Source organism: Alcanivorax sp. DSM 26293 (genome assembly GCF_900107995.1).
Classification (GTDB): domain Bacteria; phylum Pseudomonadota; class Gammaproteobacteria; order Pseudomonadales; family Alcanivoracaceae; genus Alcanivorax.
Genome location: NZ_FNUM01000013.1, coordinates 22,757 through 46,225, shown reverse-complemented (window position 1 = coordinate 46,225; position 23,469 = coordinate 22,757). Strand labels below are relative to the sequence as shown.

General features: G+C 55.2%; 17 protein-coding genes. 4 read left to right on the top strand and 13 right to left on the bottom strand.

What is annotated here, in order from left to right; translation table 11 throughout:
- The first annotated feature begins 168 nt into the window (after positions 1-168).
- On the top strand, positions 169-579 hold the full coding sequence (gene cadR / locus C4S63_RS16730; protein WP_170968092.1) for a Cd(II)/Pb(II)-responsive transcriptional regulator: 411 nt from the start codon (positions 169-171) through the stop codon (positions 577-579).
- Positions 580-649: 70 nt separating this feature from the next.
- On the top strand, positions 650-799 hold the full coding sequence (locus C4S63_RS16725) for a hypothetical protein (RefSeq protein ID WP_080530605.1): 150 nt from the start codon (positions 650-652) through the stop codon (positions 797-799).
- 270 nt (positions 800-1,069) lie between these two features.
- On the opposite strand, the gene C4S63_RS16720 is transcribed toward C4S63_RS16725, so the two are convergent.
- The 7 genes from C4S63_RS16720 to C4S63_RS16695 all read right to left on the bottom strand — a co-directional run bounded on the left by C4S63_RS16720 (position 1,070) and on the right by C4S63_RS16695 (position 10,761).
- A complete protein-coding gene (locus tag C4S63_RS16720) occupies positions 1,070-5,371 on the bottom strand; it encodes an NACHT domain-containing NTPase (protein ID WP_103918240.1) in 4,302 nt (1,433 codons plus the stop codon).
- A gap of 386 nt (positions 5,372-5,757) precedes the next feature.
- On the bottom strand, positions 5,758-7,014 hold the full coding sequence (gene trbL, locus C4S63_RS16715) for a P-type conjugative transfer protein TrbL (RefSeq protein WP_103918239.1): 1,257 nt from the start codon (positions 7,012-7,014) through the stop codon (positions 5,758-5,760).
- On the bottom strand, positions 7,011-7,160 hold the full coding sequence (locus C4S63_RS17410; RefSeq protein ID WP_160052787.1) for a hypothetical protein: 150 nt from the start codon (positions 7,158-7,160) through the stop codon (positions 7,011-7,013). Before C4S63_RS17410 ends, trbL begins: the two co-directional genes overlap by 4 nt.
- On the bottom strand, positions 7,157-7,957 hold the full coding sequence (gene trbJ / locus C4S63_RS16710; protein ID WP_103918238.1) for a P-type conjugative transfer protein TrbJ: 801 nt from the start codon (positions 7,955-7,957) through the stop codon (positions 7,157-7,159). The genes C4S63_RS17410 and trbJ overlap by 4 nt, the downstream gene beginning before the upstream one ends.
- Before the next feature lie 195 nt (positions 7,958-8,152).
- The gene (locus tag C4S63_RS16705) at positions 8,153-8,515 is read right to left on the bottom strand and encodes a conjugal transfer protein TraJ (RefSeq protein WP_103918237.1); all 363 of its coding nucleotides are present in this window, start codon (positions 8,513-8,515) and stop codon (positions 8,153-8,155) included.
- 1,100 nt (positions 8,516-9,615) lie between these two features.
- Positions 9,616-10,527, bottom strand: a complete 912-nt coding sequence (locus C4S63_RS16700) for a replication initiator protein A (RefSeq protein ID WP_103918236.1) — start codon at positions 10,525-10,527, stop codon at positions 9,616-9,618.
- A 12-nt stretch (positions 10,528-10,539) separates the two neighbouring features.
- A complete protein-coding gene (locus C4S63_RS16695; RefSeq protein WP_103918235.1) occupies positions 10,540-10,761 on the bottom strand; it encodes an AlpA family transcriptional regulator in 222 nt (73 codons plus the stop codon).
- A gap of 86 nt (positions 10,762-10,847) precedes the next feature.
- Here C4S63_RS16695 and C4S63_RS16690 point away from each other — a divergent pair, with 86 nt between their 5' ends.
- Entirely contained in the window at positions 10,848-11,828 is a 981-nt protein-coding gene (locus tag C4S63_RS16690; RefSeq protein WP_200819558.1) for a hypothetical protein, read from the top strand.
- Between the two features lie 66 nt (positions 11,829-11,894).
- Here the strand turns inward: C4S63_RS16690 and C4S63_RS16685 are convergent, their stop codons facing one another.
- From C4S63_RS16685 to guaB, 4 genes are all read right to left on the bottom strand, one after another.
- Positions 11,895-14,225, bottom strand: coding sequence for a YecA family protein (locus C4S63_RS16685; protein ID WP_103918233.1), 2,331 nt, complete (start codon positions 14,223-14,225; stop codon positions 11,895-11,897).
- 26 nt (positions 14,226-14,251) lie between these two features.
- Positions 14,252-15,454: a site-specific integrase gene (locus C4S63_RS16680; RefSeq protein WP_103918232.1), complete on the bottom strand. Its 1,203-nt coding sequence runs from the start codon at positions 15,452-15,454 to the stop codon at positions 14,252-14,254.
- A gap of 307 nt (positions 15,455-15,761) precedes the next feature.
- The gene (guaA, locus tag C4S63_RS16675; protein WP_103918231.1) at positions 15,762-17,333 is read right to left on the bottom strand and encodes a glutamine-hydrolyzing GMP synthase; all 1,572 of its coding nucleotides are present in this window, start codon (positions 17,331-17,333) and stop codon (positions 15,762-15,764) included.
- 97 nt (positions 17,334-17,430) lie between these two features.
- A complete protein-coding gene (gene guaB, locus C4S63_RS16670; protein ID WP_062817379.1) occupies positions 17,431-18,900 on the bottom strand; it encodes an IMP dehydrogenase in 1,470 nt (489 codons plus the stop codon).
- A gap of 479 nt (positions 18,901-19,379) precedes the next feature.
- Here guaB and xseA point away from each other — a divergent pair, with 479 nt between their 5' ends.
- Positions 19,380-20,738, top strand: coding sequence for an exodeoxyribonuclease VII large subunit (gene xseA / locus C4S63_RS16665; RefSeq protein ID WP_103918230.1), 1,359 nt, complete (start codon positions 19,380-19,382; stop codon positions 20,736-20,738).
- Here xseA and C4S63_RS16660 read toward each other — a convergent pair.
- Together C4S63_RS16660 and C4S63_RS16655 are read right to left on the bottom strand one after the other, a co-directional pair.
- Entirely contained in the window at positions 20,683-22,614 is a 1,932-nt protein-coding gene (locus tag C4S63_RS16660; protein ID WP_103918229.1) for an ATP-binding protein, read from the bottom strand. The genes xseA and C4S63_RS16660 overlap by 56 nt on opposite strands.
- A complete protein-coding gene (locus C4S63_RS16655; RefSeq protein ID WP_235000064.1) occupies positions 22,611-23,468 on the bottom strand; it encodes a hypothetical protein in 858 nt (285 codons plus the stop codon). The genes C4S63_RS16660 and C4S63_RS16655 overlap by 4 nt, the downstream gene beginning before the upstream one ends.
- Position 23,469 lies beyond the last annotated feature (1 nt).

The window sequence follows — 23,469 nt, the reverse complement described above, 5'->3', positions numbered from 1 at the left end:
ATCACCGTCGACCCCACAAAGCCAATGGCGGCAAGCCGCCACTGATGGCTGCGTAAGCTCTACTTTTGGGCGATGCTAAAAATGGGGTGATTACCAAAGCCCTTGAGAATGTACAGACGGTCACTATAAACTCTATAACAACTATAGAGTCAATCGGAATATTGAGAGATGATAAAAATCGGCGAACTGTCGAAAGTGACTGGCTGCTCCGTGCAAACCATCCGGCATTATGAAAAGGAACAATTGATTGCCTCCGCAGAACGCAGTGAAGGTAATTTTCGCCTGTACGATGAAGTTGCCGTTGAGCAATTACTGTTCATCAAGCACTGTCGCAGCCTGGATCTCAGTTTGCCGGAGATCCGGCAATTATTGGGGTTAAGCCGTTCCCCCGGCGCACAATGTGATGACGTGAATCGGATGATGGATAGGCATATCGAGCAGGTGGAGGCGCGTATCCAGGAACTAACCAAACTGAACGAGCAACTGAGAATGCTGCGCCGCAGCTGTTCAAACCGTCGGACAGTCGAGCAATGCGGCATATTGCGGAATTTGTCGGCTACTCCGGTTTCGAGCGGCTGACACCCGGTTCCAAAAACTCTCCTGAACGTTCTGTAACAGGGGCATTTTTCCAGCGTGGGCGCCGACCGCAATGGTGAGAGAAGAACTGCACAGCGGAAAACCGGTCAGTCTGTTGAATGACTGGTTTACCACCTATGACGGCTATTACCTGTATTACCCGAGTCGCCGTCAATCATCCCCGCTGTTTCGCTTGCTGGTGGATGCACTGAGGTTCAAATAGAAAAACCGGGTAATTCCAGGTAATTAATCAAAGTCCAAAAACAAACAACCCGGCAATGGCGCCGGGTTGAATGAACGCCTGTCATTGACAGACGGTTACCAGAGAGTGCCCGTCGTTGCCGGCTACTCCCACTCAAACATAACCAATTTAAATTAAATGTTTAATTTCAACAACTTAAAAGACTGCCTGCATTTAATACCATGAAAAATACCATTCAGCGCAATTACCGATTGAGTAACGGCGTTCATAACACCACGATTCCAATACCGCTCAGGACTTAGCTTGAGACTCAACAGGCAACCTAGGCCGCAAATCGAGAAGATGCACGCCTATAAAAACCTCTCCCCCCGACGCCTCCTGAACTCTTGCCGCCTCATCCTTCAATAGCGACAACAATTCATCTGCCTGGATAAAACGGTTTTCAACTTTCCAGTGACGGTCTTTTGCAAGGGTCACCAGCAAAACCCCCGCCTTACTATGCTCTGCTGCCATGTATTTTCTAACCAGCTGATTTTCAATTGTATCTCGTAAGTCTTTGAATGTACGTCGATCACCAAGTTTAAGCTCGATGACAGCCTCATGTTTTGAATTAACAGAGCGCAAACGTATGTCAGTCTCCTTTTCGTCGGCTGTCACGGCCTCCTGATCCACAGTGTAGATCGAATTAGAAGCATGCCTTAGCTCACGAGCAATTTCTCGCCGCATAACCTTTTCGTCTAATATCCCCGCCCAGGCTTCCCGTGGCGAAGCATCACACAAAAGAAGATCATCAAGGTCAGACAACCGATCCTTCATAATCGCAAATATGGCTTCATTCGTTGATGCTGGCGCTTCACCGCTTTGATCAAGCGCCACTGCTTGAGCCTCATCAAACGCGCCAGCATCAACCTCCTGCGCCCAATTCTCTTCTGCCACAGCCAAAATGCGATCCTTAAAGTGATCGAACAAAGGATCTGCAGCCATCTCGAGCTTGGCGACCAGCCCTTCTTCGCTCTTAGCGTCAAACATTGCCGTCACTATATTATTGCGTGCTCGCTCAGCATCGTCTCGAGTATCCGGCGAATAGGACCCTTCATGATATGCATCATCCTGTATTCGAATATGGCGGTACGCTAGCCGAAGCAGCCGCAGTAATAACTGGGGAGTGAAACGCCCGTCGTTTAAGCTAATAATTTCACCCAGACGATCCCCAAAAAGATTGGCGAAGCATGTCACAGCTTCTGAGTGCTCAGCTGGCTCAACTGCCTCAAGCTGAGCCGCTAGCTTATCGACACCCACTTGAGGATTGATTCTCATGACTAGCGACAGCCAAACAAGGCGCATCCCTAAAGGTAATTGTTGCTCCAGTCTTTGGAGTGCCCGATCTTGCAGCTTTTCAATTGCTGCATCATCGCCATGTTTCAAAATACACCCCGTGACCTTCCGGATTCTTTCCTCCATTCCGGTCTCGCTATCGGCGCTATCGCTTTGATCACCACCTGCCTCAAGCCAAGACTCTAACCTTGGCAGAAACAATCTAGCTAAACTCTCGGGCGCATAGTCGATCCCTTGAAGCAAACCTGAATAGCCATGCGTAGCCGGTGTTTGGTTTAGCTCCCATGACAACTCATTTCCGAGTGTCTGATCTATGGCTGTTGGATGCACCATTCCGAGAGGCTCTAACCATTGCGGTAGACCATTCAGCTCTATTGGAGCATACCGTGCCGCCAACTGGGCCTCGGCATGGCTGAGCTTAGTCGCCCAAAGGGAATCCTCTGCTTCGGCATAGATCGCAGCAAGACCTAGCTGCCAGCGTACAAGGTATGTATTACGCTGATCTTCCGGCCTTTCGCTTGACAACGTTGGAAGGTCATCGCGCCAGGCCGCCATCAGAATACGGCGAAGTCTATCCGCAGTTTCGGAGTTAAATTGCTCCTCAATGAAGCGGCGGTTCCAGCCCGACGATCTACTGTCATCACCTACGTGGCGCATCGCTCTCCATAAGTTCCAAGCCGTGTTCCAACCGCGCTCAGACGAAAAAGCGCTTTCAGGCTGATTAGCAATCTCCCGCCAAAACTGAACCCAGCTAGCGCGCCCCTTAGCTTTTTTTCTCTCCTCTTGCTTCTTTCGTAAAGCCTGCCTTTTCTCCCAGCGGCGGTGCTCTTTTTCGTGTCTTGACGGTTTCAATAAATCGTCGAGTCTATTCACGAATAAAGGCACATCCGCTATTAGAGACTTCAGCCCCTCAACATGTTCTCTCCATGTATCACGGTCGGGCGATAGACGGATCGCCGCCTCTAAGAGCATGGCCCTATCATCTGCTTCGCGTGTCGAGTCACCAAGTGCCTCACTCACCCATGGCAAATCTCGATCCGCTCTTAGCTGAACCGGCCCATCATGAATTGTAATTTCTGCGAGTCGTCGCCAAGGTTCTTCGAATTCATGGAGCGACAGAAGCAAAGCGTCCTCAACCCAGAAAAGGCGAGCATTATCGTTTGCATTAAGATTGGCAAGGCGCTCACGAAGGGATTTTATCGGTGAATCGTCCCCATGGTCTCGATGATGTACTCGCACAGCAAGCGCACCGGCATGCAGCCACCTGTCATCTTGATTAAGATCGAGGCCCCGCTCACATGTTGCGGCAAGCACTCCACATAAGAACGGCCTATCGCTCGTAATATGCGGCCACTCTGCTCGCCATTTAAGTCCTTCTGAAACCAGGCTCACGAGGCCATCCCGAAGCCTTTCAAGAGCGGGCAGATCAAGGGGGGACTCTGCTACTATGCTTGGAAGTTGCCAGCTAAGGTCCCCTACACTCCGAGTTTCTTGTTTCATCCATTGGAGAGTACGACAGAGGCTCTCAACCGACATGTACTTTGGAAAAAGACGCAATACAGCACCGCGCGCCTCTCCCTCATTCCAAGTTTTTTCGGCATCAGCAATACTGGTAGCAATCTGCGTTAGCCTCTTGTCATCGAGGGCAACCAACGCATCAATAGCGGCTATACGCTCAATCACAGGTGCAGCACTGTCCTGAGCAGCATCGAATGCAATATCCGCACAAGCTTCGATGCCTCCTGCCTCAATGAGGCTGACAAGGACCTCACGTACATCCGGGTTTTCCACACCTCTGTGCCAGATTCTGTTGATTTCATCGGCCAGCTCTTTCGTAGCAAAACGGTGGACCTGGATGTGAGGCACCCGCAACCCTCTCCACCCACCAGGTCCATAGCGGTCCGCGAAGGCACGAAGCGCCTGATTTCGCTGCGTTTGCGTTAAGGACTCGGGGTCACCTTCGTCTAGGAGGACTGCTGGTTCATGATCCCTCAAGAGCTCAAATACACCATCCTCATGCATAGCCACCCAGCCCGCGACTGGCCGCTTGGAGGGGCGAACGATTGTCTTGCCTCTAGTCTCTGCGAAGAGAAGCCGTTTGAGGGCTCTAAACGGCATACCTTCACTTCGAAGAGTTATTAACCGCTGTGCAGCCAGATACTCAGCAACAGAGCGGTGATGAAAACGCACTCGCCCATACGACGCAAAGCCGAATAACGGGCGCTCAAGTAGCGCTTTTCGTTCGTTCGGCTGCCAATCAGAAAGTATAGTGGCTGGATCCAGAGCAGCTTCCGCATCAATATCGTCAGATGCCGCATTATGACGGATTGTTAAACGGCGAGTCATTTGCACTGCTAGAGCGAGACGGCTAGCACCTTCGATCGCCTTATCGACTGATAATTCTGCGGGCTCAGGTCTCTCGTCGCTAGGCAGCAGCTTCAACCGAACATTCGTAGCAACCTGATCACGATGTCTTCGGATGCGCTTATGCTCACGCCAGTCAACGCACAATTCAATTAAATCCTGGGGTCTTCGAGCAAACTCTTGAGCATTCCGGCGCCGTAAATCAGCCAAAAGACTATCAGGATCCGTCACGCCTTGACTTTGAGAAAATTGGATAACCTGTTCGTCCGACAAAGGCATCAAGGCAACGGATCGCCATTCCGGAGCTTGATCCTTATTCTTATCAGCAAGCTGATCCTTGTGTTCACACATTGCAATTTTCGCAAATGTCTCTTCATTAGATTCCGAAGAGGGTACAACAGGAACAGGCAGTACGTTTCGGACCCTCTGTTCGTCGAAAGGAATCGGCCGGGTCGTAATAATGATTCTCGCTCGGTGAAGTTGATTCCCGACACACTTTTTAAGCCGTTTGAGCGCACGATCAAACGAACCTTGTGTTAATTTAAGCTCATCAATCGAATCCAAGAAAAATGTCGCAAGCCCAAATTGCGAGGCAAACCATTCATCCAACCTAGCTTCCTCATCTGCATCTAGCAGCCCACGAAGATCTTCGGTCGCCAAAGCTGCCAATTCGACAAAAAAAGCTGGTTCACCCGCAGCCCACAGCCTCTCTGCCTGCGCACGACATTCGTAGGTCTTACCAGAACCAGCTTCAGAAACTATCGTTATACGCTTTGATTGCAGCAAATCATCCCATGTGGAGGCCCTCCCCCAACCAAGGCCGACTAAGAACGACTGCTGGTCAGCAGCTCTAATTTCCCCATCAGGAATATCTTGGAAGGCTCTTTCGATCATTATTGTTAATGCCACCTTACGACTGCGCTCTAATCAGGCCTGTACTCAGAAAACTAGCATTTCAGGCCTACCCAGAAGAACTTTATCAGATCGTCCAGCTTAACTTCCTCCATCCTGACCGGTACATGACTCAAGAAAATAGGGTACAGGCAAATTTTAGCAGCTAAAAAAAGCCTACCAACACTCCCCACGGCACCCACTAGCACCCACCTTCGTGATCATCTCTGGCCTAGGCCTTACCCCCCCTCCCCTACTATCCACCGGTTAGGTTAATGGCCATTCATAGCAGGCATCACTCGGTGGATTCCTCCAGCCGAGCCCTTTGCCTCTCTACAAGTGGGTTAGGAATGCTCCGACCGGCGCGCCATGCCGGTCGGCACACTTGCTTACTCGTCGTCTTCGGGCTTCTTGTCTTCAAACTGGGCCTTGATGGCATCTGCCACCTTGCCCCCTGCCGTTTGAGAAATAGCTGCCTGCCGGTTTTCAGATCTGACCTGGCTTATGCCTTGTCTCAGATGCCCAGCAGCGCTAACAGCGGTTCCAACCCCCTGCCCCATCTTTTGGGAAAAGGTGGATTGCTTGCCACCCATCGCAGGGGCAACAGTTGGGGCTTGTCTGGCTTGATCTGCCTGTGCAGTGGCCATCGCTGCCTTTATCGCGCTAACCCCTCCCGACGCTCCCCTGGATGTTGCCGCCGCCCCCTTGACTGCAAGACCCGCACCACCAGCAGACATCGCACCTGCGCCTACCGCAGCACCGACAAGCGTTCCCGCACCGAAGGAGCTGCCCGCAGCACCAGCGGAGCCTCCCCCAGGAATCAGACCTGCAATCACGTTGGGAACGGTATTGATCAGGATCACCAGCACCAGGCACACAACGAAAACGACCATCAGTTCTGTAATGGTGGCATTCTCTGAAAGACTATTGTGGTAACCGTCCAGGATGGAAACGCCAATGCCAATCATCAGGGTCATCGCCATCAGTTTTAACCCAATACCGATTACTGCCCGAAAGTAGTTAAACGCAATATCGCTGGTCCATCTGGAACCACCAAACCCAAGCACGAAAATTCCGGCATACGCCAGAATGTAAGCGGTGAGCATGGCCAACAGGACATTAGCCGCGACCACGGCCAGACACGCCAGAATGGCAAGGGTAATCAAGAAGATGGACAGGTTGTCGATGGGACTACTCCACTCGTAGCTTTTACCGGCCTTCGCCAGGATGTCGAAAGCAATATCAATCGGCGTTGAAGGCGATAGGCTGCGCCCCATTCCTGATGCTTCCCCACCGACAATAGAGAGTGATCGAATAATGGCCATTGCCATATCCGGGCCATTACTCAAAAGCCAGTAGAAAAACCCGGTAAAGATCGTGAACCGAATAAATTCGGAGAAGAACTCACCAAGGTCAGCTTGGCGTAAGGCCATAAAACCAAACGTCCACACCATCGAGATAACGGCTAGCGTCCAGAACAACCATTCCGCATAGCCGGTAATAACACCTCCCCAGGTGGCACTGGCTTCCAGGTACCTTGCCGCAACCTCGTTAAGGACCCCTTCTTTTTCAACCGCAGCAAAGGCAGATTGAGACAGGAGTAACGGTGGTCCTGCAATGAGCATCCTTGAGAGCATTGCTTTCATGGCTGGAACTCCTTGCTCTTTGAGCGATCAACCGGGTCAGAAAAACCTTCCCAAACGTCCTTTTCCTTCTGGTTCTCATTGTCATCACCACAACCCGAAACCAGACTCATCAAGCACAACAGGGCCACATTCAGCAAAATCTTCATGGTTTAAACTCCTGGCTTTTTGAACGGTCTGTCGGCGTAGTCATGCCTTCGTAGAGGTGATGTCGAGCGGTGGTTTCTTGCGCTTCCCTGTCGGCCTCTGCCTGCATCCGGGCCACCATTGCCGTTTGCTGGGCAGCGAGCATTCCACGAATCTGCAGCAGCTGATTCGCTTGCTGGCTGGCGAACTGGTTAGCGAAGCCCAATGCCTGCATTTGGCCATCGCCGCCCTGGGCACTGCTCTGCAGCTTCTCCAGGCGGCGGGCGTCATTACGCAAGGCCTCCTGTTGCTGATCCAGTCCTTTTAGCATTGCGTCATTGGCTTGCTTCTGCCCCTGGCTGGCTAAGCCCCGGTTACGCGCCATCATCGCCTGTTCTTGTTCTGAACAGCCCTCAGCAGTGAAACAGGGAGAATTGCCGTAATAATCCACGTCCTGATAAACCGACATGAACTCATCAAGGCTGCCCAACTGCTGTTTGTAGCGCTCCAGAGCATCCGTTGCGCCAAGCAAATCGGCCACAGTTCCCTCGGCTTGATCCCACAAATAGACATCCGGCCCGGCGGTGTTTTGCAGTTGGTTCTCGTATTGCTGGATTTGCGTCTGATACTGCTCAATCTGCTGCAAGGTCTGCGAAACAGATTCCATGGCGTTAATCGTGGTTTGAATGACGTTGGTAGCGTCAAAGGTAGGGATGCCGGCTAAGGCCGGTGACGACAAACTGCCGCTGATCAGAGTCAGAGTGAGAGCAGTTTTAGCCGCTAAAATTTTTATCAAACTCTTTGGGTTCCTTGCTTCCATTATGCTGCCTCCATTTACCAATGAAGGCTTTATGGTGCCCAGCAATGCCGAATAAATAAGGCCATTTATTGGTCAAAATAGTTGACGCCATATTTCTCCAGGGACTAGACACGGCAATACCAGAGCTCCGTGGCAAGCATACTTCTGGGCCTATCAACGAGTCTCAATTTCTCATGGCTGACTCAGACGCTAAAATCACAGCTCGGACGCCTTCTGAAACAATAGGGCCTGGGAAGCCTTAATCTCTCGCATCGCTTCCACAATAGCTGCCTCCAGGCCGGCCTGTTCATACCCCTCAAGGTCTAGCTTCTCGTCATTGGTCAGCCACATTTTCAGCAGCCCCCCAAGTCGCCCAAGGTCGGCATTGATCTTCACCAAATCCAAGACAGCCTCCTGGTCAGCAACCCCCGTCACTGGCGTACCCATCCCCACGTTCCGCAGGTAGGCCGAAGCACTTAAACCAGCGGCTTTTGCCTTCTGCGTAATGGCTTCTTTTTCATCAGGCAGAACCCACACTTTGATTGGTGTTGTTCCCTTCCGCGTAACGGATGCAGTCATGTCTTTTCCTTTGCGGCGGTAGCCGCTTGCCTCGCAGAGCAGGACACGTTGAGCACTTGTTGCGAATAAGAATTGTGAAATAGGTTACCGGGCTTGTCCCGGTAGGCCTACTTCACCTGTCCTGCCCTTGTTTAAAACACTTTTACTCCAAGGTTGAGTGTTGCACGCCTCAAGCAAGGGTCGCTATTTCCTCGCTTATTCGATGCTGCTAGGCTTAGTTAAAGGAAAATCACGGGATAACAGCGAGAAAATAGCGTTATCAGCGGGAAATCGGATAAATATAGGCTTACGGAAGCGGCAAAAAAGCGGTCCGATAGCGACAAAACAGCATTCATCCAAGTCCGCAAAATTTACATCTATAGCACGTCGATGAATGAATACTGAAGACAGGGGTTTGGCTATGGCGTTGATATACTCACCCAAGGCGAAGCAGGACGCCTCAAAGCAGCTCAATCCGTTGAACACATCAGAGATAGAATCGCTGCGGCGCGAGATGAAGCAGGACGGAGAATGGGCCAAGGCCCAGCTTCGCCAGCGCAAAGCCCGGAGAGACGCAAGACAGGCATAAAGAAACAGGCCGAAGCCGAAAACCTAGCCTCTGCCCTGGTTATGATATCAAACTCTGCTACCGATTTAGCAGCCTCGAAAGCACCTCTTACCGATTAACCTTCTTCAAACGGCCTTCAATCCTTTCTCCTGCACTTTCTCCATCACCATGTGGTAGCGACACCTCCGCGCCGACGGCGCTGAAAAAAGAGCCTTTGCGGCCTTGGGCCGCGCATTATCAGGCTGCCACAGGCCAGGCGAAGCGAGGAACGAGCGGAGGGTGGGTGCAAAGGACGTTGACGATACGCGGCATCCCATTAACTGGCCGCCAAGCGTTAAAGAATATATTTAAGTTAAATCGCGCGCGCGTTACGGTGCAGCAGTCGCCCATACAGCCCTTGTCGTTACTAGGTTTCCAAAAAGCGCTTGTGTGTGAAAGTACGAAGGTGGGTGTGTGTGATCGTACAAGCCAATTCACAGCGTGAGCGTGTGTGAAAGTACATGCCAATTCACAGGCCGACCGGTTATCCACAAGAACCAAAAGACACGTACCTTCACACACGCTTGCGTTTTGCTTGCCTGCGTTTGTGTTGGGCTTGGTGAGCGATGACCGGGGCATGGGGCCGTCCATCCAGTATGTCATTGATCTCGGCCCGCTTGCCCTCGGGGCCATCGGCATAAAACGTTACCAGGTCTCGCTCGGCATCGTAGGCCATGAGATAACCGGGCAAGGCTCCGCTTTCGGCTAAGACCTTGATGCCCCTGCGAAACTCTCGGAGTGAAGCTGTGCTGCCGCTTTTCTCCAAGAGCGTGACTAACCTCACTCGCCAATGCGGTTGGTTTCCGCAGTGTTTACGAGCCAATTCATAGATACGGCGATCAAGCGCCTTGCGTAGCCGGAAGTAATCGCGACTCAAAGTTAACACCTGCATGGCCTCGACCGACCGGAACAACCAGTCAGGCAACGTCACCTCCACTGCAACCATGCGGTTATCATTTGGTGACTTTTCCACGACTCGCCAAGAATCGACCAGCCCAAAGCCGCGCCGCTCGCACCGGCCATTTGTCTTTATATTGGTTTCAATACGCGTACCACTGAGCCGACGCAGCATGTCTGTAGCCCGCTGGTAGCCGATGCCTGATGTTGGCCGGTTAGTAACGGTCAGAAAGTCATACATGACAAAGCGAACTGTACGCGAGATTTCTCGACCCCGATTCTTCGCTTCCACCACCTGGCTGATACAATAGATCCACAGATCTTTGTCGTGGATAGTCGCGCGTCCAGTTGCTCCAGGAAGCACAGTGGCAGTGTTACCGTTTCGTTCGTAATTACGAATGCGCTTGTCACCGGCCTTCAAGGCGAACAACGGGTGCTCCATGCTAGCCATGTCATCTTTAGGGACTACGTCCAGTATATCGGCTACAAAGAAGTCGCCTTGCCGGTTCCGATCCGGCATTAGGGTCATTAGATCAACCCTCTATGATCTGCCGGGTCGTCTAGCTTGTAGGCCCGAAGACTTGCGTTCCTCAATCCATTCCTCGACCTCGGCCAAATCCCACGCAACGTTTCTGCTGGTCAGAGCAATGCGACGCGGGAACTCGCCTCGCTGTTCCATATTGAAAATTGTTCTTGGCGACAGCGGAATGATCTGTAAGAGCGTTTTTTTATTAATGAGCGTCTTGCTGGCCATTGCTTGCATTCTTCTGCCTCCACTTACTTATGAGAGCTTTATGGTGCCCAGCAATGCCGCTTGAATAAGCCCATTTATTGTCTAAAATGGTTGACATGAAAAACACGCCGAAAATCATTATATGGGAAGGCTGCTCCCCTAGCGTCTCAAAAGCCATCCAGCGATTTGAGGAACGCTGGCAACCATACTCTGTATCATCCCGACGCTACCCCATCATTAGGCTAATCAAAGATGTGATGGATCAGCCCATCGATGAGTACATACAAACCCTCCCAGAAAGCTATTCTGGTTATCTTCCAGGCGCAGGAACGGGGGTAAAGCTCAGTGAAATCATCAGAATGGTGGGACTTGATGGCATGGTGAGAATGCAGCGCCAGCTGCTACGCCAGTTCATCAAAACGGCAGATAGACAGTCCCGCACAGACCAGTGCTTTATTGCGACACTAGAATCCCTGATTGGCTTGGTTTGGGACTGTTCCCTCAAACGCCCAAAAAGAACTACGTCTACAAAAGGCGTCAACCTTAATGACCAACGAAAGCACGGTTTCTGCGAACTCTGCGGAAGCCTCACAGAATTCGCAGATTTCATGGTCACCGTGGCAAACCAGCGTATCAATGACGTGGAACTAGAAGACCATAACAAACTCGCACTCAGCCACCAGTATTGCTCTAAACATAGGCCCAAGCTATTAAATGGCGAGTGGAACCTTGCTTACAGGAAGGCAAAGCGCTCAAGCGCACAATTTCACATTGAGCTCGACAGACTGAACCAGCAGTGCGCTAATCGGTCCAGGATTCTTACAATGTCGGGAGACAAGTTGATTGGTAGCTTCTTCTACCAACTCATGCAGCGACTCACCTTACAGCCCGCAGATAAAGCTGAACTGCGCCACCTAGCCCGCCGGATGGTGGACGCTAAACTATCGGACACCAAGAAAAAAATGCTGGTTCTCAGAAAGTCAGGGCTCAGCCAGACCGAAATAGGGCAGCGTGTACAAAATGGCAAAGCGCAGCCAATGACACGGCAAGCTGTATCTAAAGCCCTAGCCAGCATCCCAAAGGAATTCATCTTATAGAGCTAAGGGAACATTACCTGGAATTTTAGCGGCTAAAATTAACGTGGCACATCCGTATATTCTGGTCTACCTGCCATGACACTTTTTGTACTTCACGCCGCTTCCGCAGGGACATGGGACATTCCTGCCAACCTTTTTACTATCGACCGCAGAGATAGCACCTTGTTGCCGGTCAAAATTGACAGAGCGCCCAGAGCGAGCCATTCGCGCAGCGTCTTCATAGATATGCGAGTTGTCTTCCGTTCGCCCAGTTGGCACTTGTACCGCGAAAGACTCAGCACGCTGATAAGCACCATCAACACCAACTTCTACCAGGACGCCGGTGAGACTGGAAGCCTCAGCGGCCAGAGCAGCGGCACTGGCCTTGTTCCCCGCCTTAACCCAGTCAATTTCCTTACCATGCTGCTGAAGCCACACAAAAAGCGGCCTACCATCCCCGAATAAGAGAAAATAGCGCGCAGGATGTTGATCTAGGGTTTGGCGAAGGTCAGAAAGCAGGCTCGCAAGATTACCACGAGCATCCTCTCCTAGATCACGAATGTGGCTCTCCACCGCAAGCCACCCTCTCCCTCGGGTAGAATCGAGCGCGCCAAGCAACTTCAGCACTTCGCCTGGGAAATCTTGTGTTGGAAGCGGCTCGCTTTCCCAATCCTCACCCTCGAAGCTCCTGTCGACGATATCGCTCATCCTATCCATGAGAAGCATGTTTACCTCTCCGCCCTTCAGCTGCTCAGCAATCGTCTGATCGAATCGGTTTTTCTTAAGATACGCACCCAGATGGTCAAATTCATCGAAGAGGTGAGCCCCTCGCATCCCCGCGACGGCTTGCCGTACCTCCATGTAATGGGCGAACTCGCCAGGTGTTGGCAGGAACCGCTTGAGCACAAACAAGTCATCGACAGACATCGAAACGAAGGCATGCTTACCTAGCAACGGCTCAATTTGAGGAAGCTCCTTACAGTAAGCGGAAAATGGAGAGAACGACTCAACTGTCAGGCCGACCGGCACCATTACACGGTAGTCGGAACGTCGAACACGGCAACACTCTTCATATTTACCATCAACCAAGTGATAAAGCGGTACTTCATCCGCCGAATCCAGGTAATTAAAGAATCGCTCACACTGTTTGTAAGCTTTAACAACCAAGTCCTGAACGGATTGAGCATGTCGACCAAAATCAAGCGCCGGCGATGCAATTGTAGCTGCCGCACCGGCCTTGGCTTCAACTAAAAATAGTACGTCATCAAGCATGATGAGGGTGTCGTTTTCAGCCCACTGCTTACTGACCGGATCCTTGTAGTACACTTCCTGAATAACTAAGGCACCAGGAAGCTGAGAGGATAAAATGTCAGCAAAGGCAGCTTCACTCATCTCTTTTTGTCGAATTTTAAAGGCTTCTTTGTAATCTGGTTTTCGCTGAAGCAGGTTATAGAGAAGAGCACGATACCCCGCATCTCGGGCAAAGCATGGATCGATGGCGTAGTAGTCGGATCCAAGCTGGATCAGAGGCTTTTTTCGAACAGGCAGCGTTCGGTAGGGGGTTCCCGAAAACTCGCCAGCAGCAAAGAACTCGACCTCTTCCCCACGCTGGTACGCTAAGTCCGCTAGCAACATCGGCGGCAATTCAGTGTGACGACTTACATTGGCAACACCGCCGCGAAGCATGTCATCTATGGCCCAGCCAGCCGCTTTCAACTGCTCTGCATTAGACTCACCCCATTGCCCCATGACATCTTCCAACGGCTTGCCTTGCTCCTCAGAGAAAGCCTGAGCCGCTTCATACTGCTTCATAACCTCCGTAACGGCACTGGCATGCCCGGAGCGAGTAGCATCGGCCATGGCTTGAAAGCCTTTCGCTATATCGCTAGCGGCAACGCCGTACACTTCATTCAGCACATCATCGTGGGGCGCAAGGACATAGCGGTAAAACTCCCCTTCCAAAACTTGATAGCGATTCCCGCGTATCATTACCCAAGTGGACTTCGCACGAAATTCGATATCAGCAGTATCAGGGCCAAAGATGCCGTCTTTGGTAGACGCAGACGTAGCCACGGCAAATAACATGGCTTTCTCTCGCAGTTCACGGCTAATCTCAAAAAGCTCGGCACACTTGGCTTCGTCAAATTCCATGTCTGCGGGCTCGACATCTGACGCGAGTACCGCATGCACATACTCCAGCAAGAACTGGTAATCGTCAGTCAGATCATATGGGGCTTCTACTGCGCATTGCTCTTGGGTGGCGCCTTGCTCTGCAATCGCTTTCATCATTCTTTGGGCGAAAACATAGCCCAGCAAATCATGCGGAGGCATATTGACGATCAGCTCACGCATTCGGGCAGCTATTGCCTCCATATCCTGTAATAAGGAAACAATCGCTTTCTTCCGTTCCTCACTCATCCCATCGCCCCCACCTGCTTACGCTGCTATCCTTTATGCTCGCGCAATGTCCATTCATCAATCATATCCGCCCAGTCCTGCAGCATTTCAGTACGCTGTTCGCGGTACTCGGCCTTGTTATAGATTGCTCTGACCCCCTTCTGCTCATGCGCAAGGCTCTTTTCAATCCAGTCGGTGTTGTAACCAGCCTCATGCAACAGTGTGCTGGCTGTCCGACGCAGATCATGCGGTCCAAACTTGGAAAGCGACTTCCCATCTTTTTGCGCCGCCTCATAGGTCATCGTCAGAATCTTGTTGAGCGTAGCCCCCCTCATCGGGGTATCTGGCTCATACCGTGACGGCAGCACATAGTCTGAGCCTCCCGCAAAGGTCTTTAGCGCAATGAAAATATCCAGTGCCTGCCGGGACAGGAACACCAGGTGCGGGTTACGCCGCTTCATTCGCTCTTTGGGGATTGTCCAAAGAGCCTCGCTGAAGTTGATCTCCCTCCAGGTAGCATTCGTCAGCTCGCTTTTACGCACCATCGTCAGCAAAAGCAGCTTGGCCGCAGCCCGATACGCCGGACTTGTACCGACCCGCTCCAAATACTGGTACATCAAACCGATCTCATCAGGCGTTAGCGCTCGGTCTCGTGGCTCGAATTTTGCGATGGATGATGAGCGTACCAACTTTGCGGGGTTATCCACCTTCTGGCCACGCTCAATAGCCCAGCGAAAGACCTGCAGCACGATTTCACGTGCATGAACAGCTGTTGCCGGCGCCCCTCGCTCAACAATAGCGTCTACCAGCGCCCGCAAGTCCTCGTGAGTAATCTCTGCCAGCTTCCAGGTACCGAATTTTGGCTTGAGCTCACGCTCGTAAACAGAGCGGCGCATATCTCGGGTCGAGTCAGCCATTTGGTAGCCGCGCAGCCATTTTTGAGCCCACGCATCAAACGTTTCCGCGCCCTTTACCCGCGCTTTGTCACGGGCCTTTTCTTTCGCAGGAGATTTGCCGTCTGCCACCATCTTCTTGGCTTCATGAAGCCGCTCGCGCGCTTCGGCCAACGTGATACCACCGACGCCATAGCGGCCAAAGGTGATGGTTTCCTGCCTGCCGTTGATGGAGTAGTTGTAACGAAAAGAGATGGATCCCGCCTTGGTGACGGCCACATAGAGTCCATCGCGGTCATTCACCTTGTAGAGTCGGTCCCTGGGCTTGAGATTACGCAGCTTGGTATCGGTCAGCATTCGTCCTGCTCTTCATCAGTTTTGATACCATGCTCGAAAACCACTGAGGAAAAGGCGAATAATCCAATATAAACAGGCGGTTAAGGCCAATCAATACCATGGAAACCAGAAAAAACACTGCATGGTATCAAGGCCTTGTCATGGCATTGAGGCCTGATAGTACCAACATTAATGCCATGAAAAAAATGTGCTTGGGGTGGCCAGAAGATGCCTGACAATGCCAGACAGAAAAACAAAAAAGCCCATGATTACATGGGCTTAGGTAGGACTTTATGCTATTGAGTGCCAGTCAGTGCCAGACAGGGAATCATTCCCACTCAATCGTGGCCGGTGGCTTGGACGAGATGTCGTAGGTGACGCGGCTGATGCCGGGAATCTCGTTGATAATCCGGCTGGAGACCAGCTCCAGGAACTCATAGGGCAGATGCGCCCAGCGAGCGGTCATGAAGTCGATGGTTTCCACCGCGCGCAGGGCCACCACGTATTCGTAGCGACGGGCATCGCCCACCACGCCCACGGACTTGACCGGCAGGAACACGGCAAACGCCTGGCTGGTCTTGTGATACAGGCCGGCAGCGCGCAGCTCTTCAATGAAGATATGGTCAGCCAGGCGCAGGGTGTCGGCGTATTCCTTTTTCACTTCACCCAGGATACGCACGCCCAGGCCCGGCCCCGGGAAGGGGTGGCGGTAGACCATGTCATAGGGCAGCCCCAGCTCCAGGCCAATCTTGCGCACTTCGTCCTTGAACAGTTCACGCAGGGGTTCCACCAGCTTGAGCTTCATGTCTTCCGGCAGGCCGCCCACGTTGTGGTGGCTCTTGATCACATGGGCGCCACCGGTCTTGCTGGCGGCGGATTCGATCACATCCGGGTAGATGGTGCCCTGGGCCAGCCAGTTGGCGTTCTTCAGCTTGCCGGCTTCCTCGTCGAAGATGTCGATGAAGGTGTTACCGATGATCTTGCGCTTCTTTTCCGGGTCCGCTTCGCCGGCCAGCTTGCCCAGGAAGTTGTCTTCCGCGTCCACGCGGATCACTTTCACGCCCATGTTGTCGGCGAACATTTCCATGACCTGGTCACCTTCCTGGTGACGCAGCAGGCCGTTGTCCACGAACACGCAGGTGAGCTGGTCGCCAATGGCCTTGTGCAACAGCGCCGCCACCACGGAGGAATCCACCCCGCCGGACAGGCCCAGGATCACTTCATCGGTGCCCACCTGCTCGCGGATGGTGTCTATGGCATCGTTGATGATGTTGCTCGGGGTCCACAGGGCTTCACAGTCGCACAGTTCACGCACGAAGCGTTCCAGCAGACGACCGCCCTGCAGGGTGTGAGTCACTTCCGGGTGGAACTGGATGCCATAGAAGCGTTTTTCGTCGTTGGCCATGCCAGCGATGGGGCAGCTGCCGGTGGTGGCGGTAGTGACGAACCCGGTCGGCATTTCGCCAACACGGTCACCGTGGCTCATCCACACATCCAGGTATTCCTTGCCCTGTTCTTCGTGATCGACAATGCCGTCCAGCAGGCGATTCTTTTCCGCCTTTTCCACGCGCGCGTAGCCGAATTCATGCTTTTCACCGGCAATCACCTTGCCGCCCAGTTGCTCGGCCATGGTCTGCATGCCGTAGCAGATGCCCAGCACCGGGATTCCGGCCTCGAACACCGCTTCCGGGGCACGGGGGGTTTCTGCGGCGGTGACGGATTCCGGGCCACCGGACAGGATAATGCCCTTGGGCGCGAATTCGCGGATCTCCTCGGCGGTCATGTCGAAGGCCCGGATTTCGCAGTACACGCCGATTTCCCGCACCCGGCGGGCAATCAGCTGGGTGTATTGGGAACCGAAGTCCAGAATCAGGATGCGCTGGGCATGGATATCTTTCATGGCTCGCTTTCCGCTGGCGCCTGGCTGGCAGGCTGTAAATACAAGGGCCGGCAGCGCCGGCCCTGAATCAATAAAACATCTCGAAGCGTGATGGACTTCAGCCCACCGGGTAGTTCGGCGCCTCTTTCGTGATGGTCACATCGTGCACGTGGGATTCCTTCATGCCCGCGTTGGTGACTTTCACGAATTCCGGCTTGGTGCGCATCTCTTCGATGGTGGCACAGCCGGTGTAACCCATGGAGGCACGCAGGCCGCCCATCAGCTGGTGAACGATGGCGCTCATGGGGCCCTTGTAGGGTACCCGGCCTTCAATGCCTTCCGGCACCAGCTTCTCGATACCGGCGGCGGCATCCTGGAAGTAGCGGTCGGAAGAACCGGTGGAGCCGGACATGGCGCCCATGGAACCCATGCCACGGTATGCCTTGTAGTAGCTGCCCTGGAACAGTTCCACATCCCCCGGCGCTTCTTCCGTGCCGGCCAGCAGGGAGCCGATCATGATGGCGCTGGCGCCGGCGGCAACGGCCTTGGAAATGTCACCGGAGAAGCGGATGCCGCCGTCAGCGATCAAGGGAACATCGGTGCCCTTCAGCGCTTCGGCCACATCGGAGATGGCCGTAATCTGCGGCACGCCGATACCGGCCACGATACGGGTGGTACAGATGGAGCCCGGGCCGATGCCCACTTTCACGGCATCCGCACCGGCGGCAACCAGATCCTTGGCGGCGGCGGCGGTGGCAATGTTGCCGCCGATCACCTGCACCTCGGGGAAGTGCTTCTTCACCCAGGCCACCCGGTCGATTACGCCCTGGGAATGACCGTGGGCGGTATCCACCACGATCACGTCCACACCGGCTTCTACCAGGGCGGCAACGCGCTCGTCGGTACCGGCACCGGTGCCAACGGCTGCACCGACCCGCAGGCGCCCCTGGGAGTCCTTGCAGGCGTTGGGGTATTTGGCCGCTTTTTCGATGTCTTTCACGGTAATCATGCCGCGCAGCTCACCGCTGCCATTCACCACCACCACTTTTTCGATGCGGTGTTTGTGCAGCAACGCCTGGACTTCATCTGCACCGGCGCCTTCCTGCACGGTCACCAGCCGGTCCTTGCCGGTCATGATGTCTTTCACGCACTGGTCGTAATTGGTGATGAAGCGGGTGTCACGGCTGGTCACGATGCCCACCACCTGATCGCCTTCCACGACCGGCACACCGGAGATCTTGTTGGCTTCGGTGATGCGCAGCAGCTCGGCCACGGTGGTGTCCGGGCTGACGGTGATCGGATCTTTGACAACGCCGGATTCGTATTTCTTTACCATCCGCACGTTACGGGCCTGGTCGGCAATTTCCATGCTTTTATGGAGAATGCCGATGCCCCCTTCCTGAGCCATGGTAATAGCCAGGCGGTGCTCGGTGACCGTATCCATGGCTGCTGACGCCAGCGGAATATTGAGGGCGATGTCCCGGGTCAGTTTCGATTTCAGGGACACATCCTTGGGCAGCACATTGGAATGGGCGGGTACAAGCAGAACGTCGTCGAACGTCAATGCTTCTTGCACGATTCTGAGCATATTGCACCGTAGGAAGTGAGAGGGTTCCCGGCCAGAACCGCTGATTGGGGTTCTGTCGGGCGCACCCGGAGTTAAGGAGGAGGACCGGGTGCCGCCGGTTAAGGCGGCAGTGGGAGTCTCTGAATAGCCCCTTGCGTGCTCAGCGTGGCCTGAAGCGTGCAGCTGTTGTGCTTTGGCTCGACGGGAAGGGTGGTTCCCTTTTCAAGAGCCAAAGCGCAGCAGATGTGCGTTTCAGGCCTCGCCCTTCGGGTCTTCCAGGCTGGCCCACACTCGTTGTTGCACTTTCTCGACAGGCAACCAGCCTGCCTTCAAAAGTGCGCCTAGATTGTGAGCCAGCCTGAAAGACTGAGTACGCAAGGGGCTATCCAGAGACTCCCTGGGCCACCCCCGGAAATTAGGCGGGCGATTATACGTCAAACCCACCGTGGTACACAATCAGAGCGCTGGCAAGGCCGGAGGAAAATCGCTACCCTCCCGTGATGACCTTTTCATCCCGCGCCGAACCGCTATCGATCAGCCGACTGAACCTGGAAGCCCAGGGCCTGCTGGAAGGCTCCTTTCCGCTCATCTGGCTGCAGGGAGAACTGTCCAACTTTTCCCGTCCGGCTTCCGGCCACTGGTATTTCAGTCTGAAAGATTCGCGTGCCCAGATTAATGGGGCCATGTTTCGAAATCGCAACCGGCTGCTCGACTTTAATCCCCAGAATGGCCAGCAGGTGCTGGTGCGCGCCAAGGTCACCCTCTACGTGCCCCGCGGCAACTTCCAGATCGTGGTGGAGCACATGGAGCCCGCCGGACAGGGGGCACTGAAAGCCCAGTTCGAGGCGCTGAAGGCCCAGCTGCAGGCGGAGGGCCTTTTCGCCCAGGAACACAAACGCGCCCTGCCCGCCTGGCCTGGCCAGATCGGCGTGATCACCTCCCCCAGCGGCGCCGCCATCCGCGATATCCTGCAGGTACTCAAACGTCGCTGTCCGTCCATTCCGGTAGTGATCTACCCGGCGGCGGTTCAGGGGGACGATGCCCCGGGCCAACTTTGCCAGGCACTGGATCTGGCGGTTCGCCGGGACGAATGTGACGTGCTGATCATCGGTCGCGGTGGTGGCTCCCTGGAAGACCTGTGGGCCTTCAACGATGAGGCCCTGACCCGGGCCGTGGCCGCCTGCGCGATTCCCATCGTCTCTGCCGTGGGCCATGAGGTCGACACCGGCCTGACCGATTTTGCTGCGGATATGCGCGCACCGACCCCGTCCGCCGCCGCCGAACTGGTGAGCCCGGACCTGTCGGTGGTCACACAACGGCTGGGCGGCCTGCACCGGCGTCTGCGCTGGGTGATGGCCCAGCAGCTGCGCGCGCCCCAGGAACGGCTGCGTCACCTGAGCCAGCGCCTGCGCTCGCCGCGCCACTCTCTGGAACAGAGCAGCCAGCGACTGGATGAACTGCAGGGGCGCCTGCAGCGGCACATGCAACAACGGCTGGCACTGCTGCAGAGCCGCCTGCGGCCCAGTCAACAGCGACTGGTCCGGCAGTCTCCACAACGGTTGCTGGCCGACCGCCAGCAACGGCTGCAGACCCTGGAAAAACGTCTGCCCCAACCCTTGCTGCGTCTTATCCAGCAACAACAGTTGCAGTTGGGCAATCTGGGCAAACGGCTGCACACCGCCAGCCCCCTGGAAACCCTGGGACGCGGTTACAGCATTACCTTCAAGGGCGAACAGGCGGTGCGTTCCGTTGCGCAGATTGCGGCCGGCGATATGCTCACCACCCGCCTGGCGGACGGCGAGGTCAGCGCCCGGGTTGAGCGTGTTCAGGGGTCAGATAAGGGCTCAGCACCCGAGTAAGCTGCTGGCGCCGGAAAGGCTTGGCCAGGTGGGCGTTCATGCCTGCCACCATGCAGCGGTCGCGCTCTTCGTCCATGGCATTGGCGGTGAGCGCCACCACCGGGATCGGCGCCCGCCCCCGTTCGCGCTCCCATTGCCGCAAGGCCCGGGTGGCTTCCAGGCCATCCATCACCGGCATCTGCACATCCATGAGAATGCAGTCAAAGTCCCGCTGACGGACTTTTTCCAGGGCTTCGTGCCCGTTTCTGGCGGTCACCACGGTGACGCCCATATGTTCCAGCAAACGCCGCGCCACCAGCTGATTCACCTCGTTATCCTCCACCAGCAACACCAGGCCGAACAGCAGCCCGCCGCGGCGGTCTTCCTCGTGCGCGGGCACCGCCAGCGGCGCCGGCGCCTGGCTGCGATAGAGCAAGCGCAACGACAGGGTAAAGGTGCTGCCCCCGCCCTCCGCACTGCTCACGGTCAGGGTGCCGCCCAGCATTTCGCTGAGCCGGCGGGCGATGGCCAGCCCCAGGCCGGTGCCACCAAAGCGCCGGGAGGTGGACGAATCAATCTGCGAGAAGGCCTTGAACAGATCGCTCTGGCGATGCTCGGGGATACCGATCCCGGTGTCATGTACCGCCAGGGTCAGGTCCAGCCAGTCATCGCGAATCTGCTCTGCGGTGATTTCCAGGGCCACGCCTCCTTCCTGGGTGAATTTCACCGCATTGGAAATCAGGTTGTTGAGCACCTGCCGTAACCGGGTGGGGTCGCTGCGCACCATTTTGCCGGCCAGCATCCCCGCATTGTCCAGACGCAGGTACAGCCCCTTGCTCTCCGCCATATAGCGGAAGGTGGCCACACAATTTTCCAGCAATGGCAACAGCTCGAAAAAGACCGGATCCAGATCCATGCGCCCGGCTTCGATGCGGGAAAAATCGAGGATGTCGTTGATCACATCCAGCAGATGTCCGGTGGATTCCAGCGCTGCGCGGGTGTATTCGTTTTGCTCTTCGCTCTGGGCGGTTTCTTCCAGCAATTGCAGCATGCCCAGCACCCCGTTCATGGGCGTGCGCAGCTCGTGGCTCATCATGGCCAGAAAGTCGCTCTTGGCCTGGCTGGCCGTCTGCGCCTGACGATGGGCATGGCGCAGTTTATCGATGGCCGTCTGCTGCTCCCGATGGGCCCCTTCCAGGCTACCGGCCAGCTCGTTGATATCATCCTGCAGCTCGGCCAGCTCGCCGCGCAGATAACTGCTGCCACGCACCTGATAATCGCCATTGCGCAGGGTGCGCAGCAAACCGGAGAGATACCCCAGGGGGGAGGCGATCTGGCGAGCCAGATAATGGGCGATCCACAGGCCAATGATGATGGCGAACAGGGCGGGGAGCAGGCTGGCCAATAAAATTTCTTTCTGCCGCGCCAGTAACCGGGCGCTGGACATGCCCAGCACGACTTCACCGATCCGCTCGGGATTGCTGTCTGCGGCCTTTTCCTGGAGCGGGTCACCGTCGGAGACCGGCTGGCGGTAGATGCCGGAGTGGAACTCCAAAACATCGCTGTGATCCTGCTTCTGGTCTCGCCCTTCGTAGAGCAACACCTTGCCCTCGCCATCGTGGAAGACCACGTACTGCAGGTCCGCCTGCTGCATGGCCAGCCGCGCCTGACGGCGCAGGTCATTGTAGTTGCCTGCCAGCACCCCGTACTCCGAGGAGGAGGCAATCTGCTGGGCCAGGTAACTGCCCAGTTCCCGCAGTTCCCGGTCCGCATCCTCGAAGCGCTGCCAGGTCAGGGCAACCAGCAACAGCAGCAACATGATCAGAGCCGGCACCAGGCCGAGAAGCTGCAGCTGCTTGCGGATTCCCGCTCCCTTTTTGACGGTGCCTTTTCTCATGGAGAGGCCTCCATGGCGTCACGGAGGGATTCGATGTCGTGGAAAACCATGTCAAAGCTGTTAGCCACGTGTTCGTTGACGGCGATGGTCGGGGTATGAACAAAGCCGGAGCGGCGTAACCGCCGGCTGCTGTGAAAGAACTGCAGATGCACCAGCGTCTCCGCCACCAGATCCGCCCCACTGGCATACAGACTGGCCACACTGCCCGCCTGGACATAGGCCTGGTCCGGACCGAACACAGGCCGGCGCAACCGGTAGCTGGTCAGCAGAATCAGCTTGGCCGTATCGGGACCGAACAGCTGGCCATCCACCGGCAGTAACAGGGCGTCGAAGTCGGCCAGCCGCTCCCGGAGCCGATCCCCCAACACTTCAACCGACGACACGGGCAACAGGGTGAGGCCCAGCCGCCCCTGATAATCCTGAACCATGCCCGGGGTCCAGGCACTTTCCGGGCCGACAATGACTCCCACCCGCCGGGCCAGGGGCATCATCACTTCCAGCATGGCTAACTGATCGTGCAACGCCACCCCGGCCCAGATGCCCTGACACTGGCAACGCTTGCGCTGAGCCAGGGCAACTGCCGAGCGGCTCACGTAGACACCGAGTAAGGGCTTGTCCAGTTTCTGGGCGCGACGGAACTGTCGATCACCGATGGCGATCAGTAGTTCTGCCTGTTGCGGATCCGCCACCCGGGTCAGGGGTGGTATGGCTGCGGCGTCCAGCGCCTGAATAAAACTATCCCGGAAGGGACCCTCATCGGCGAGAACGTGAATCGGCAACAGGGTCTGGGCACACAGGGACGGGGCCAGCCAGGCCAGCCACACCAACAGGATGAGGCGTCCCTGCCTGTTCATC

Bases quoted from the DNA above. Each gene is read 5' to 3' on its own strand.
- C4S63_RS16690 (WP_200819558.1), top strand. From the start codon at position 10,848: ATGAAAAACACGCCGAAAATCATTATATGGGAAGGCTGCTCCCCTAGC.
- C4S63_RS17410 (WP_160052787.1), bottom strand. From the start codon at position 7,160: ATGAAGATTTTGCTGAATGTGGCCCTGTTGTGCTTGATGAGTCTGGTT.
- C4S63_RS16655 (WP_235000064.1), bottom strand. From the start codon at position 23,468: ATGAACAGGCAGGGACGCCTCATCCTGTTGGTGTGGCTGGCCTGGCTG.
- C4S63_RS16725 (WP_080530605.1), top strand. From the start codon at position 650: ATGGTGAGAGAAGAACTGCACAGCGGAAAACCGGTCAGTCTGTTGAAT.
- C4S63_RS16660 (WP_103918229.1), bottom strand. From the start codon at position 22,614: ATGAGAAAAGGCACCGTCAAAAAGGGAGCGGGAATCCGCAAGCAGCTG.
- C4S63_RS16705 (WP_103918237.1), bottom strand. From the start codon at position 8,515: ATGACTGCATCCGTTACGCGGAAGGGAACAACACCAATCAAAGTGTGG.
- C4S63_RS16720 (WP_103918240.1), bottom strand. From the start codon at position 5,371: ATGATCGAAAGAGCCTTCCAAGATATTCCTGATGGGGAAATTAGAGCT.
- trbJ (WP_103918238.1), bottom strand. From the start codon at position 7,957: ATGGAAGCAAGGAACCCAAAGAGTTTGATAAAAATTTTAGCGGCTAAA.
- C4S63_RS16680 (WP_103918232.1), bottom strand. From the start codon at position 15,454: ATGCTGACCGATACCAAGCTGCGTAATCTCAAGCCCAGGGACCGACTC.
- guaB (WP_062817379.1), bottom strand. From the start codon at position 18,900: ATGCTCAGAATCGTGCAAGAAGCATTGACGTTCGACGACGTTCTGCTT.
- guaA (WP_103918231.1), bottom strand. From the start codon at position 17,333: ATGAAAGATATCCATGCCCAGCGCATCCTGATTCTGGACTTCGGTTCC.
- C4S63_RS16685 (WP_103918233.1), bottom strand. From the start codon at position 14,225: ATGAGTGAGGAACGGAAGAAAGCGATTGTTTCCTTATTACAGGATATG.
- trbL (WP_103918239.1), bottom strand. From the start codon at position 7,014: ATGAAAGCAATGCTCTCAAGGATGCTCATTGCAGGACCACCGTTACTC.
- xseA (WP_103918230.1), top strand. From the start codon at position 19,380: ATGACCTTTTCATCCCGCGCCGAACCGCTATCGATCAGCCGACTGAAC.
- C4S63_RS16695 (WP_103918235.1), bottom strand. From the start codon at position 10,761: ATGCAAGCAATGGCCAGCAAGACGCTCATTAATAAAAAAACGCTCTTA.
- C4S63_RS16700 (WP_103918236.1), bottom strand. From the start codon at position 10,527: ATGACCCTAATGCCGGATCGGAACCGGCAAGGCGACTTCTTTGTAGCC.
- cadR (WP_170968092.1), top strand. From the start codon at position 169: ATGATAAAAATCGGCGAACTGTCGAAAGTGACTGGCTGCTCCGTGCAA.